Source organism: Acidobacteriota bacterium, assembly GCA_026707545.1.
Classification (GTDB): domain Bacteria; phylum Acidobacteriota; class Thermoanaerobaculia; order Multivoradales; family Multivoraceae; genus Multivorans.
The window spans coordinates 1,217,059-1,230,769 of record JAPOWR010000001.1 but is presented as its reverse complement, the minus strand read 5'-3'; the positions used below and the strand labels follow the sequence as shown (position 1 = coordinate 1,230,769).

The window sequence follows — 13,711 nt, the reverse complement described above, 5'->3', positions numbered from 1 at the left end:
GGATCCTCAGGCTTCAGGGGCGCGGCTGTCAACCGATGAAGACGCGATCCCGATCGCCCCGGCCAGCAACTCGTATGAACGGACCCGGGCATCGAAGCTGGGACAGATCGTCAGCACGACCAGTTCATCCACTCCCAGCCGCCCCGCCAGGTCCTCCGCCCGCTCCCGCACCGCATCGGGCGATCCGATCAGGCTGCGGGCCTGCATCTTCTCCTTGACCACGAGGTCGCGCTCGGTGAACTCGTACTCTTCCGCCTCCTCGAGGCTGGGGAAGGGCCCCGGGCGTCCCTGGGTCAGCCGGATCCACCACAGGAAGCGGCTGAGGGACTGGCGCCGCGCCTCCTCGTCCGTTGCCGCGACGATCGCGCTGATGCCGACACTCGCCTGTGGCTCAGGGTGTCGCTCAGAGGGCCGGTACTCGCTGCGATACAGATCGAGCGCGGCTTCGGCCTCCCGGGGTTGAATGAAGTGGGCGAAACTGTAGGGGCAGCCGAACCAGGCAGCGAACCGGGCGGAACCGAGGCTGGAGCCGAGTAACCAGACCTCCGGCTGGGTATCGCCCTGGGGCATGGCGCGAATCCCGTTCAGGCGCTCGTCCTCGTGGCCACGGCCCAGATAGCCGAGCAGGTGAGCCACCTGCTCGGGGTAGTGCTGGACTCCCAGTCGTCCCGGACCGTGTGCAAGAACGCGGGCGGTCAGACGATCCGAGCCCGGGGCGCGACCGATCCCTAAGTCGATGCGTCCCGGGTACAGGGTCTCGAGCATTCGGAACACCTCGGCCACCTTGAGGGCGCTGTAGTGGCTCAGCATCACGCCGCCTGAACCGACCCGCATCCGTTTCGTCGCCGCAGCCACCTGCCCGATCAGGGCCTCGGGTGCGGCGCAGGCAAGGGACTCCGAATTGTGGTGCTCAGCCAGCCAGTAGCGCCGGTAACCGAGCCGATCCGCGGCCTGCGCCAGCTTCACCGCCTCCAGGACGGCATCGCCCGCGGTGGCGCCAGTCCGTATCGGGCACTGGTCCAGCACGCTCAGCGTCAGGGCCGGCGGAGACTGCGGGGCGTCCGGGTTGCGGCTCGAATCCGTTCCGGTCGCCGGCACTCAATAGGCCTCGGAGCGGCGGAAACGCTCCACCACCCTGCCGTTCTCGCGCTCGGCCCGCTCCAGCAGGCGGGCCGCCACCTCCTTCTTCTGCTCGGCGATGGTGCTGGGGTCGTAACGATCGACGAGGGAGCCGAACTGGCTGATGTGGGCCGCCGATGCGCGCGCCTTCTGCTCCGCCACATCCGTGATGTCGACCGTGTAGTTCGGGTTCGCGCTGTAGTAGAAGAAGACAAGCGGCACGCTCCACGCCTCGAAGCCCTCCGCTTCCAGTTCCGGGAAGTAAAGCCGCCAGCGCGCGGCCCGGATCGCGTCGACGGTGATGATCGCGCCCGAGCGGTGATCCGACTTGTGGTACTGCTCGTAGGGCGATCCGGGGTCGACCGAGAACAGGGCATGGGGCTTGAAACGCCTGATCTCGCGCGCGACCTGCTTCGTCAGCGCGCGTCGGTCGACGTACTCCAGCATGCCGTCGTCGTGCCCGAGCCAGTGGATGTTCTTCTTCGGGATACCCAGAATACGGCAGGCTTCCTCCTCCTCGGCCCGCCGGATCGCCTTCAGCCGGTCCTTCGTCATCTCCGGATCCCGGGAGCCGGCGTTGTCCGTCGTGTAGACGACGACCTGGATGTCGTTGCCGTTGGCCGCCAGCAACGCCAGCGTGCCGCCCGAAGTGAACGTCTCGTCGTCGGGGTGGGGGGTGACGACCAGGATCCGCCGCCCGGACCACTCCTCGATCCGGTCCGATCCTGCGTACTCGGGTTCGGGGCGTGAAACCTGAGCCATTACGGGTTCCGCGGCCGCGGCAAGGACAACCAGACCCGTCGCGAGGACACCTCCGGCCAGGAACGCCCGGAACCAAGCGTTCCCGGCAGAATCGACCACCGCGGCAGTATAGTGAATCGGTGCCGCTGATCACACAGTGCGCGCGGATCTCCGCCGCCTCGTTCGCCGCCGGAGTGTGCGCCTTCTCCGTTCCGTGCCCCGCCCAGGAGCAGGGGGAACCGGAAGTGCCGGCCGCGACCGTCGCGGAGCAGGTCACCGTCAACATCGTGAACATTGACGTGCACGTCACGAACCGTCGGGGCCAGCCCGTTGCCGACCTGGCCGCGGCCGACTTTGAGGTCTACGAGGACGGCGTGCCGGTCGAGATCACCAACTTCCTGAGCGCCGCGGCCCGGGAGGACTTGCTGTGGACGGACGGAGGTGAACTGGAATCGGTCTCGGACACCGACGCCCCGCTGATGGTGGCGCTCTACGTCGACCGCTACCGTACGAGCCACGCCAACCTGCTTCGTATCGAAGAAGACCTCGCCTCCTTCCTGAGCGCCCGGCGCGATCAGGGACGAGGAATCCGCTTTCTGCTCGCCACCGGCGATCCGGAGTTGAACGTTCGGGTCCCCTTCACTGAGGAGCCGCGGAGGCTCCTCGGCGCACTGGAGCAACTGCGCGAAGAGCCTCGTTCCGGCCTCCACGACGACGAGCTGCTCCGCCGCCGCACACTGGGTGAGATCCGGACCGCCTATGAAGCGTGCGTGCAGCCGCCAGCCAGCGCCTTCAATCCCGGCTGCGTTCCCTGCGTCGACACCTGGGGGGCGTTCCTGGGCGCCGCCAACCAGTACGCCGCCGCGATGCAAACCCGGGTCGCGACGTCGGTCTCCTCGCTCGCCGAACTGACGACCGCACTGGGCGGCCTGCCCGGTCCCAAGGCCATCGTCTACGTCAGTGACGGACTGCCCCAGCGCCCGGGGGCCGAACTCTTCCACTACCTGGGTCAGATCTGCGCCGACCGGCAGTCCGAAACAGACGCCCTGGAGCGCGAGTGGGACGACACGTCACTCTTCAACCGCTTCAGCGCCTTCAGCAACGCCAACCGCGTGACGATCTACCCGGTGGACGCCGGCGGGGTTCGAGCTTCCTCCTCGACCGACCCGACCTTAGCCGGCCCGCTCGCCGAAATCGAGGGATTCGGCGGCACCCGCGACTCCCGACTCTCCAACGTCCTGCTCCCCAGCACCGAGAACGACCGTCTCCGGGTCGACAACCTCCAGGCAACGCTCAGCCTGCTGGCGGACGAGACGGGTGGCCGCGCGGTCTTCAATCAGGCTCATCCCGCCGAAGCCCTGGAGGAGATCGCTTCGGACTTTGGCTCCTACTACTCGCTCGGCTACCGCGCGCCGCCGGACCGCCGCCATCCTATCCGCCAGATCGAAGTCCGGCTGACGAAGCCGAGAAAGACCTGGCGCGTACGCTACCGGCGCTCCTACGTTCTGAAGTCGGCGGACCAGCGGCTCGCGGATCGGCTCTTTGCCGCCCTGAAGCTCGACGAGCAGACCAACCCCCTCGCTGCCGAGGTGGCATTCGGCGAGCCGTCGCCAACGGCGGACGGGGGACAGACCACGCTGCAGGTGAAGGTCCGGGTTCCGGCTTCGGCGCTCACCTTCCTTCCTGGACCGGAGGGTACATCCGGAGCGTTGCGCATTCTGCTGGTGGCGGAGGACGAAGACGGCCACCGAACGCCGATGCGACAGAAGACGTTGACTCTGACCGAGGCGGAGCTTCAGGCAGAGCCGGCCACTGCTGCCGTCGTCGTGAACATGGACCTGCCGCCGGGCCAATTCGCGGTCGCGGTCGGTATTCGAGACGAGGCCTCGGGCCGCGGCAGCTATCTGGTCCGAGATGTCGACCTGAGGGGCGCTAGCGGGCCCTGAACGCCTCGACGTCCTCGGAACTGGTCAGGACGTCCAGACCCGTGTAGATCGGATCCTCCACGGAACCGCCGTTCACGAGTTCCAGCAGGACCTTCATCGACCGGTACCCCATCGCGTAGGGCCTCTGCCCCACTTGTCCGTGGCTCAGACCCTCGGCCAGGAGATCCAACTGCATCGGCAGAACGTCGGCGCCGATGATCACGAGGTCCTTCGCTTCGATCCGGTCCCGGTGCGGCTCCACCGCCTGCCGGTAGGCCTGGTCGACGAACTGCGGGAAACCGCCCGTGATCGAGAAGACGTCCAGGTCCGGCTCGGAGGCCAGCACGTCGGCCATCTGCTGCACCGCCAGAGGGAAGTCGTCGTTCGTGTACAGCGGGCAGGCCTCGACTTCGGTCCACCCGTTGTCCCCCTCGAGCCGAACACCGGGGGGAGCGTCGGACTCGACTCCGGCCAGCGTGTCCCGGAGCCCCTGCATCCTTTCGTTGTGGTTCATCGCCGCGGCGCCGCCGGACTGGATGCAGAGGCTGCCTCCTTCCGGCTTCAGTTCCCGCAGCAGCCTGGCCTGCTCGACACCCATGGCTCGGTTTTCGGTGCCGACGTAGGTCGACCGCAGGCCCGCGTCCTCTGCCAGCAGATCGGAGTCCCAGGTGATCACGGGTATGCCGGCCTCGTGTGCCCGCACGAGCGCACGCGCCATCGCCGTCGCGTTCGACGGCGAAACCGCCAGACCGTCCACCCGCCGCGTGATCAGGTCCTCGACCACCTGGATCTGGTCGGCTTCGGTGTGTTCGCTGGGACCGATGTACAGGCAGTCGACGCCCTCGAGCTCGGCGGCGGCCTGCATGCAGCCGTCGCGAGCGAAGTCGAAGAACGGATTGTTCATCGCCTTGGGGACCAGGGCGAACGTGTAGCCCGTCTCCTCCTGCGCGCAGCCCGCGAGAGAAATCGTCAGAACCGCGGCGGCGACCGAGGCCGCGCATGAAGGGGGCACATGGCGACCGCTCCATCGTCCCGTCGTCACACTCACCCACTCCTCTGTTCCAGGTGGAGAAACCGGCGGCGACACAGCCCCCGAACCGGTCAATGGTCTCCAGTGCGACCCGTACGCCGGATCCGCTCGACCAGCATAGCCGCGATGATCGATCCCCCGATGAAGGCTCCCTGCCAGTACGGGTCCACACCCAGAAGCAGCAGGCTGTTGCGGATCAGTTCGATCAGCGCCGCGCCCGCTACGGCGCCGAAAGCGCCGCCTTCCCCGCCCATCAAGTTGGCGCCGCCAATCACCGCCGAGGCGATGACGCGCAGTTCGTAGTTCTGGCCCAGGGCGTTCGTCACTGCCCCCAGCCAGCCGATCATCAGGATCGCCGACACGCCGGCGAGGAGGGAGCTGAGGACGTAGACCGTGAGCTTCACTCGGGCGACCGGCACGCCTGCCAGCCGGGTCGAGTCCTCGTTGCCTCCGACCGCGAGAACGTGCCGCGCCAGACGGCTGTACCGGAACCAGCCGGACGCGCAGAGCGCCGCGACGATCAGCAGCCAGACGGGGTTCGCGACTCCGAGGAAGCGCCCGCCGCCAAGGGTGAGCAGCAGCTCCTCATCGGGACCGAAGTCGTGGATCATCTTGTTGTTCGAGATCACGAGGGCCAACGACCGCGCGATGCTCAACATCCCGAGGGTGACGACGAAGGGCGACAGGCGGAAGTACGCCACCAACGCACCGTTGGCCAGTCCGCACAGCAGAGCGCAGCCGAGTCCGGCCGCCGCTGCCACGATCAACGGCTGACCCGACGCCAGAACCAGGCCAGTGACGATTCCCACAAGCCCCATCACCGAACCGACCGAAAGGTCGATACCGCCGGTCGCGATGACCGCCGTCTGTCCGAGGGCGATCAGGCCGATGAACGCGAAGTTGCGGCTGATGTTGAAGATGTTGTCGGCGCTCGCGAACGGCTCGGAGACCAGGCTCATCACACCGGCCAGAGCCGCGACGGTCAGGGTCACCCACAGCGACTGCGGCGCTCGACGGAGGCTCTTCACGCGGCTTCGATCGCACCGGTGATCAGCGCGGTGACCTCCTCCGGCGACGACTCGGCGATCCCCTTGTCAGCCACCTTCCGCCCTCGTCTCAGCACGACGACGCGGTCCGCGACCGCGAAGACGTCCGACATCCGGTGGGAAATCAGGAGCACGGAAACCCCTTGGCCGCGCAGGCTCCGAATGAGCTCCAGCACCTCGGCGATCTGGCGCACGCTGATCGCGGCGGTCGGCTCGTCGAGCAGCATGAGGCGGGGCGCACTGAGACGGGCACGAGCCAGCGCCGTAGCCTGACGCTGCCCTCCCGACATCCTCCGTACGAGGTCGTCCGGTCGGGTATCGGACCCGAGTTCGTCGAACAACTCGGCCGACCTCTTCCGCATCGCGGCGTGGTCCAGCACCGGCAGGATCCCGAACAGCCTGCGGTGCAACTCGCGGCCCAGGAACACGTTTGCCGTCGCCGAGAGGTTGTCGCACAGGGCGAGGTCCTGGTACACGGCCTCGATGCCGTGCTCGCGGGCCGAGAGTGGCGTGAGTTCGACCGCCTGCCGGTCCCAGCGGATCTCGCCCGATGTCGGAGCGAAGTTCCCCGCGACGATCTTGAGCAGAGTCGACTTCCCGGCTCCGTTGTCGCCCATCAGTCCGACGACCTCACCCGGGGCAAGCGCCAGATCGACGGCCTGAAGCGCCTCGACGGCTCCGAAGCGCATGCCGACCGACCGGAGTTCGAGCATGGGACGAAACCGGTCGTCAGCCGGTCAGGCGTCCGAAGTAGCCCGGGCCCTGGGTCCAGACGTACCAGGCCATGAAACCGGTCAGGAACAGGGTGACGCCGACCATCAGGGCCCACCACAGCCAGCCTCGCGGACCTTCCGGTCGGTCCGGCCCCAGATAGCCGCGCTTGCGCTGCAGGATGACGAAGCCGATGTAGGCAGCCGGCAGGAACAGACCGCAGATGATGTTCGTGGGAACCGCCAGCCACACCGCGATGTCGCCCCAGAACACCGGCCCGAGCACGCCGGGCGCGGGAAGCAGCATGGCGAACCGGTGCTTCGTACCGCCGAACTCCCAGCCGAACAACTCGCAGGCCACGAACCCGGTTGCCAGCATGTGCAGGGTGATCGTCGACAGGGCCATGCCGAGCACGCCCAGATCGAACACCACGCGCCCCACTGCCGGACCCGCGACGGCCGCAAGGGACTGCGCGGCCTCGACCGGGCTCAGCCGCACGCCGTCATAGGACGGATCGAGGTGGATCGTGTTCGCCGCGGCGATCACCATCAGACTCGCGGCCAGGACGTAGGGCACGAAGGTTCCGGTCCAGAGGTCGAACCGGGCCAGCGACCTGTGCTCGCGCGACCAGCCGCGGGCGAGCAGCGAGTACGGGTAGAGGAACACCATGTTGATGCCTACCGCGGCAGACAGGCCGCTCAGAATCACCGTCACGCCGAGTACGCCGTTCCGCTCCCCCGGGATTGTGAAGCCCGTAAAGCCGCGGACCAGGCCTCCCCAGTCCGAGATTCCGGTGCGGAAGACGACCCAGGCGAAGCAGACGACGATTCCCCACACCATGTACCGCAGGAGCCGCTCGTAGAGCCGGACCATCTCCGGCCGGCGGCCGTAGAGCGACGATATGAGCACGGCCCAGACGAGGACGATGAAGCCCAGCGCCGGCGCCGGCAACCCCTCGATCCCCGCCGCTTCGCCGAGGTCCACCAGAACCGCGGAAGCCAGCGAGTACTGCGGGAAGTGCCAGACGATCGACGCGATCAGCGCGCCCAGGGCCCAGCTCCACGCCAGAGGCGCCCCCGCGAAGCGGCGCATCGCATCGAACGGCCGCAGACCCGTCGACAGCGTCTGGTGGGCGACGGCAGAGAGCATGACCAGCCCCAGCAGCATGGCGAGCGGCGCGACCCACAGGAGCTGATACCCGAAGACCGCCCCGGCGAACAGGGCGGAGGCCGCCGTGCCGCTGCCGAGCGTCATCGCGCTCTGCATGTAGCCCGGGCCGATCAGGCCAGCAAAGGCGCGCCAGCGGGAGGTCCGGGGCGCCTGTTCGAGTCCGGCCAGTTGCCGCCGCTCCGCGGCCAGCACCGCCGGGTCGGGCGGGTGGGCCATCCGCAGGCCGACCCGAAGGTCGTCCCGCTCGGCCGCGGAGAGCTGCTCCGGCATGTCGGCTAGGCTACTTCACCGCGATGCGCTGGCGAGTCTTTTCCTTCGTCGTACTCGCCCTCTGCACGGCGCCCCTGGCGGCCCAGCGAGGCGACCGCGAAGGCCACGTGATGGATCAGATCTGGCGCCGGCTCGAAGTACCGGAGGCGCCGCCCCTGGCACCTGCGGAAGCGATGGCAACGCTGCGCGTGGCTCCGGGTTTTCGCATCGAGCTGGTCGCCGCGGAACCCCTGGTCGAAGACCCGGTGGCGATGGCCTGGGACGAACGGGGGTTGCTCTACGTCGTCGAGATGCGGGGCTTCATGCCAAACGTCGACGGGATCGGCGAGCAGGAGCCGGTGGGAAGCGTCGTTGTGCTCGAGGACACCGACCACGACGGCGCGATGGATCGGAGCGGGGTCTACCTGGACGGTCTGGTCAGCCCGCGGGCGATCGCGGCGGTATCCGGAGGCGTCCTGATCGGTGAGCCGCCGAACCTGTGGCTGTGCCGCAGCGAGACGAGCGACGGCGGACTACCTCGCTGCGGCAGCCGCGAGCGGCTGCTCGACTACGGCGATCCGGACCCCGACCTGCTAGAGCACACGGAAAATGGACTCCTCTGGGGCCTCGACAACTGGATCTACAACTCGAAGTCGGACCGGCGTTTCCGGTTGCGTCGGGGACCGGAGGGCGTGTCGCTCGAGGTCGATCCAACCCTGTTCCGCGGCCAGTGGGGCATCGCCCAGGACGACGTCGGCCGCCTGTACTACAACACGAACTCCCGCTTTCTGTTCGCCGACCTGGTCCCGGCCGAGTACGCCCTCGCCAACCCGGAGCATCAGCCGCGGGGCGGCGGCATCGGCGCCAGTGAAAGGCTTGTCCACGACGAGACGGTCTACTCGATCCGCGTGAATCCGGGCATCAACCGCGGCTACGTGAACGGCATGCTGCGCGGGGACGGCCGGCTGGCCGTGACCACCTCGGTCAGCGGTCTGACGGTCTACAGGGGCGACCAGTTTCCGGCCACCTTCCGCGGCGATGTCTTCGTGCCGGAGCCCGCCGGCAACGTGGTCGCCCACTTCGATCTCGCGCCCGGTCCGGTGAAGAACAGCATCCCGACCCTGGTCGCCGAGCACCGTCGCTACGGCGATCCGGACTGGGTCGAACGCGAGTTCCTGGCCTCGACCGACGAGCGTTTCCGCCCGGTCGATGCGAAGGTCGGGCCGGATGGCGCGCTCTACGTGATCGACATGTACCGCGGCATCCTGCAGCACGTGCGGTACGTAACGACCTACCTCCGCGAGTACATCCTGGAGCACGGGCTCGACCGCCCGCTCGGCATGGGCCGCGTCTACCGTGTGGTCTGGGAAGAGGATGTCGAGAACCCCGCCTCCGTCCGTCGCGAAGCGCCGCGTCTCGGAACCACGGCGGACCGTATCGCCGCGCTGTCCCACCCGAACGGCTGGCAGCGCGACACGGCCCAGCGGCTACTGGTCGAGAACGAACTCGACGACGCGGGCACGGGCGCTCTGCGCGAACTCGCCGGCTCCGGCGAAGATCCGCTCGCCCGGATCCACGCCATGTGGACCCTCCACGGTCGCGGCGAGCTGGATGACACCATCGTGCAGAAAGCCCTGCGAGCCCGTGATCCCTGGCTCGTCGTCCACGCCTTGCGCGCCGGCGACGAAACGCTGGCCCGAAGCGCCACTGGTGGGACCGCGGTCACCGACCTGCTCGACTCCTCGTCGCCCCATGTCCGCACCCAGGCGCTCCTGACCCTCGGCGCCCTCGCCGGGGAGTCGACCTGGGCGAGAACGGTCCTGGCGGAACGAGTTGCGGCCCAGCCGGACGACCCCTTCCACCGCCAGGTCGCCCTCGCCGCGAATCCGGACGGCACTTCGACCGACGTTGTCCCCGATGCCTCGGCGGCCGCTCCCGCGCTGACCGCCGCGGAAACCGCCCAGCTCAACCGCGGCCGCCGCCACTACCGCGCCTGCCGCTCCTGCCACAACGAGGACGGCCGGGGCCAGGACGGTCTGGGCCCGAGCCTGGTCCGCTCCCCATGGGTACTCGGCTCGTCCGAGCGCCTGGTCGCCCTCGTCCTCCAGGGAATCGAGGGGCCGATCGAAGTCCACGGCGAAACCTGGGACGACCTGATGCCCGGCTTCGCCACCGACCCCCGCCTCCCCGACACCGCGATCGCCGCCCTCCTCACCTACATTCGCCGAAGCTGGGGCAACACCGCCGGTCCCGTTTCGCCCGAACTCGTCACGGCGGTTCGCCAACGCACAGGCGAGCGTTTAGACCCCTGGACTGCCTCCGAACTCGCAGAGGCCTTCCCGTAGCGCGCTCCGCGATCTGACGGCGCTGCGTGCTGCCTACGTAGCGGCTTCGGCGACGGCCTCAGGGTCGGCGTCACGCTTGCGGAAGTCCAGCAGGAGATAGAGCGCGGGGATCACGATCAGCGTCAGTAGCGTGGAGGTCAACAGCCCGCCGACCACGGTCAGGGCCATCGGCGTTCTGAGCTCCGCCCCCTCCCCCAGTCCCAGCGCCATCGGCAGCAGGCCCAGCACGGTGGTCGATGTCGTCATCAGGATCGGCCGCAGACGCACCAGGCAGGCCTCGCGCAGCGCCTCGACCTTGGCCTTGCCGGCACGCCGCAGGCGATTCGTGTAGTCGATCAGGATGATCGCGTTGTTGACGACAATTCCGGCCAGGAGGATGCCGCCGATCAGGACGACGATGCTGACCGGTGTGCGCGTCAGGTAGAGGATGCCGATCGCGCCGATGATCGAAAACGGCACCGCGAACAGGATGACGAAGGGGTGCAGCAGCGACTCGAACTGCGACGCCATGACCAGGTAGACCATGAACACCGCGAGCAGTATCGCCAGTCTCATGCTGTCGAACGAGCGTTCCATCTCCTGGCGCTGGCCTCCTACGAGAACGTCGAAGCCCACCGGGAACCGCGTCGTGTCGAGGATCGCCTGGATGTCGTCGGAAACGCTGCCCAGGTCGCGGCCGACGATGTTCGCCTCGATCTGCGCCACCCGCGTGCCGTCGCTGCGGCGGATCTCCGCGGGTCCCTCCGTCTCGATGACGTCGGCGACCGCCGACAGCGGCAGCGGCACAGCACCGCTCTGACGAATGTTCAGGTTGCGCAGATCGCGCACCGAGTCGCGGTAGCCCTCATCGGTCCGCAGTCTCACCTCGATGTTGCGGTCCTCGCGCACGATGTCCGTCGCGATGTCGCCCTGCACCTTGGAGCGGATGACGGCGCCAAGCTCGGCGACCGTGTAGTTCAGCATCGACAGCCGTTCCCGGTCGAAGATGATCTGCAGCTCCGGGTTGCCGCCTTCGGTCGAGGACTTCACGTCCACCAGACCCTCGACCCCGCGCATTCGGGAGACCACCTGGTCCGCCAGCCTCTTCAGCAACGCCAGGTTATGGCCACGGATCTGCACCTCGACCGGGCTCCGGAAACTGAAGTAGGTCGGACGGCCGAACCGGTACTTCATCGTATCGTCCATGACCAGCGACCCAGGCCCGACTCCGGCGCCGGCCGGAACTGAGGCGCCCCCCCCGATCGCCGGCCCCTGGCCCGCGAAGGACGCGTTCTCCGCGTCGATCTTGTCCCTGATCCGGCTCATCACCGATTCCTCGCGCTCGGCGTCGATCGGCGGATGCAATCGCACGTTGACCTGACCGATGTTCTCTCGTCGCTCGCCGGCGGCGCCGCCCTGTTCGTTCGACGTGCCCACCACCGTGTACACCGACTGCACGTCGTCCTTCAGTTGTTCCCCCACGAACCTGTCAACCGCCGCCAGGCGTCGGTCCGTCACCTCCAGACGGCTGCCCGGCGCCAGTTCGGCGTCGACGTAGAACTCGCCCTGAATCAACTCCGGGACGAGTTCGCTGCCCAGGGAGCCAATGAGCTGGACGCTCCCCGCAAGGAGTACGACGGCCACCAGGACGACCAGCACGGGATGTCGAAGGGCTCCCCGGAGAATCCGGGCGTAGACGGCGGTAACGCCCCGAAGCAACGCGTCGAACGCCGCAAGCACGGGGCGCAACAACACCGACATCACGGCCGCTACGCCGCGGAAGACGGTCCTGACAGCCAGCGCGATGCCGACGCCGATCGCGTTGAAGAAAGCCGAAAGGCCGCGGGTCACGGGGTTGGAACGCCCGACGCTCTGGACCGCCTCGACCGGTTCGCCGGCAGCGAAGAACCTCCGGGAGGCGAGCATCGGGATCACGGTCAGCGCGACCCCCAGCGACACCAGCAGGGAGAACGTCACGGTCAGGGCCTGGTCGCCGAACATCTGGCCGGCGACGCCCTCGACGAACACGATCGGCACGAACACGCAGACGGTCGTGATCGTGCTCGCGATCACCGCCCGGCCGACCTCGGAGGCGCCGGCCCGGGCAGCCTCGACGACGCCTAGCCCATCGTCGCGGCGGCGCTGGATCGCTTCCAGGACGACGATCGAGTTGTCCAGCAGGAGACCGATGCCGAGCGTGATGCCGCCGAGCGACATGATGTTGAGCGACACTCCGGCGACGTACATCAGGAAGAAGGTCGCCACGACCGAGACCGGGATCGAGATTCCGATGATCAGTGTCTTCGGCGCGCTCCGCAGGAACAGGAAGAGGACGACGATCGCCAGCGAACCGCCGATGAGGGCCGTCTCGATCACGGCCGACACGGAGTCCCGGATGTAGCGCGACTGGTCGGTCAGCACGCTCAGCTCGAGCTGGGGATCGATCGCCCTGAGCTCCTCCTCCAGCTCCTCCACCCGCTCGAGCACGGCGGAAGCGACGGTCACCGTGTTCGTGCCGCCCTCCTTGTAGACCGCGATCTCCACCGCCTCCTGGCCGTCGATCCGGGTGATCACCTCGCGCTCCCTGGCACCCTGGTAGACGCGGGCGATGTCCTCGAGGCGGACGATCGCTCCCTGGGCCCGGTCGATCACGATCTCCCGTATCTCTTCCGGACGCAGCAGCTCGTTGATCGTTCGCACCAGGTAATCGGTCTGACCGTCGCGCAGCCGGCCGCCGGTCAGGTTCACGTTCTCCTGCCCCAGGCGGTTCATCACCTGGTTCATCGTCAACCCGAGACTGCTCAGGCGACGCTCGTCGATCTCGACCTGGATCTCCTCCTCCAGGCCGCCGCTGACGACCACCGCCGCCACTCCCTCCAGGCGCTCGAGCTTCCGTTTCAGGTCCTCCTCGGCCAGCAGGCGCAACGCGATCAGGTCGCTGCCGCCGCCGGCGAGCCCCATCCGCAGGATCGGATCAAGGGAAGGGTCGTAGCGCAGCAAGACCGGCCGGTCGGCCGCGATCGGCAGGCGCACCTGATCCAGCCGCTCGCGCACGTCGAGCGACGCGAAGTCCATGTTCGTGCCCCAGGAGAACTCCAGGGTGACCTCGCTGATGTCCGCCCGGGAGCTGGACACGACCCGGTTGACGCCGTTGACCACGCCGACCGCATCCTCGACCGGTCGCGTGATCAGGGTCTCCATCTCTACCGGCGCCGCGCCCTCGTACCCCGTCTGAACGGTGAGTGACGGGTACGTGATGTCCGGCAGCAAGTCGACCGCCAGGTCGCGGAAGGCGACGCCGCCGAAGACCACCGCCGCCAGGGCGAAGATGAACACCGTGACCGGTCGCCGGGTGGCGAAGGAAACAACCCGCATCTCGTGATTACCTGGTCAGGA

9 protein-coding genes are annotated in these 13,711 nt (G+C 68.0%); 2 read left to right on the top strand and 7 right to left on the bottom strand.

Annotated features, from left to right (window positions below):
* Positions 1-6: 6 nt before the first annotated feature.
* Positions 7-1,098 (bottom strand): LLM class flavin-dependent oxidoreductase, encoded by a 1,092-nt coding sequence (locus OXG83_04735; protein MCY3964325.1) that lies wholly within the window; start codon positions 1,096-1,098, stop codon positions 7-9.
* The gene (locus tag OXG83_04730; protein ID MCY3964324.1) at positions 1,099-1,881 is read right to left on the bottom strand and encodes a PIG-L family deacetylase; all 783 of its coding nucleotides are present in this window, start codon (positions 1,879-1,881) and stop codon (positions 1,099-1,101) included.
* Positions 1,882-2,000: 119 nt separating this feature from the next.
* Between OXG83_04730 and OXG83_04725 the strand changes: the two genes are divergently transcribed.
* A complete protein-coding gene (locus OXG83_04725; GenBank protein ID MCY3964323.1) occupies positions 2,001-3,806 on the top strand; it encodes a VWA domain-containing protein in 1,806 nt (601 codons plus the stop codon).
* Here the strand turns inward: OXG83_04725 and OXG83_04720 are convergent.
* Genes OXG83_04720 through OXG83_04705 form a run of 4 tightly spaced genes read right to left on the bottom strand, consistent with a single transcriptional unit; the run spans position 3,793 to position 8,012 of the window.
* On the bottom strand, positions 3,793-4,827 hold the full coding sequence (locus OXG83_04720) for a sugar-binding protein (protein MCY3964322.1): 1,035 nt from the start codon (positions 4,825-4,827) through the stop codon (positions 3,793-3,795). The genes OXG83_04725 and OXG83_04720 overlap by 14 nt on opposite strands.
* A gap of 59 nt (positions 4,828-4,886) precedes the next feature.
* Positions 4,887-5,843, bottom strand: a complete 957-nt coding sequence (locus OXG83_04715; GenBank protein MCY3964321.1) for an ABC transporter permease — start codon at positions 5,841-5,843, stop codon at positions 4,887-4,889.
* A complete protein-coding gene (locus OXG83_04710) occupies positions 5,840-6,574 on the bottom strand; it encodes an ATP-binding cassette domain-containing protein (protein ID MCY3964320.1) in 735 nt (244 codons plus the stop codon). The genes OXG83_04715 and OXG83_04710 overlap by 4 nt, the downstream gene beginning before the upstream one ends.
* 16 nt (positions 6,575-6,590) lie before the next feature.
* Positions 6,591-8,012: a divalent metal cation transporter gene (locus OXG83_04705; GenBank protein ID MCY3964319.1), complete on the bottom strand. Its 1,422-nt coding sequence runs from the start codon at positions 8,010-8,012 to the stop codon at positions 6,591-6,593.
* A 23-nt stretch (positions 8,013-8,035) separates the two neighbouring features.
* Between OXG83_04705 and OXG83_04700 the strand changes: the two genes are divergently transcribed.
* Positions 8,036-10,336: a hypothetical protein gene (locus tag OXG83_04700; GenBank protein MCY3964318.1), complete on the top strand. Its 2,301-nt coding sequence runs from the start codon at positions 8,036-8,038 to the stop codon at positions 10,334-10,336.
* Between the two features lie 33 nt (positions 10,337-10,369).
* Here OXG83_04700 and OXG83_04695 read toward each other — a convergent pair whose 3' ends face one another.
* Positions 10,370-13,690 carry an efflux RND transporter permease subunit gene (locus OXG83_04695; GenBank protein MCY3964317.1) on the bottom strand — a complete coding sequence of 1,107 codons (3,321 nt, stop codon included), beginning with the start codon at positions 13,688-13,690 and terminating at the stop codon, positions 10,370-10,372.
* Between the last annotated feature and the right edge of the window lie 21 nt (positions 13,691-13,711).

Coding starts and splice junctions, on each gene's coding strand:
- OXG83_04695 (MCY3964317.1), bottom strand. CDS start 13,690: ATGCGGGTTGTTTCCTTCGCCACCCGGCGACCGGTCACGGTGTTCATC.
- OXG83_04705 (MCY3964319.1), bottom strand. CDS start 8,012: ATGCCGGAGCAGCTCTCCGCGGCCGAGCGGGACGACCTTCGGGTCGGC.
- OXG83_04700 (MCY3964318.1), top strand. CDS start 8,036: ATGCGCTGGCGAGTCTTTTCCTTCGTCGTACTCGCCCTCTGCACGGCG.
- OXG83_04730 (MCY3964324.1), bottom strand. CDS start 1,881: ATGGCTCAGGTTTCACGCCCCGAACCCGAGTACGCAGGATCGGACCGG.
- OXG83_04710 (MCY3964320.1), bottom strand. CDS start 6,574: ATGCTCGAACTCCGGTCGGTCGGCATGCGCTTCGGAGCCGTCGAGGCG.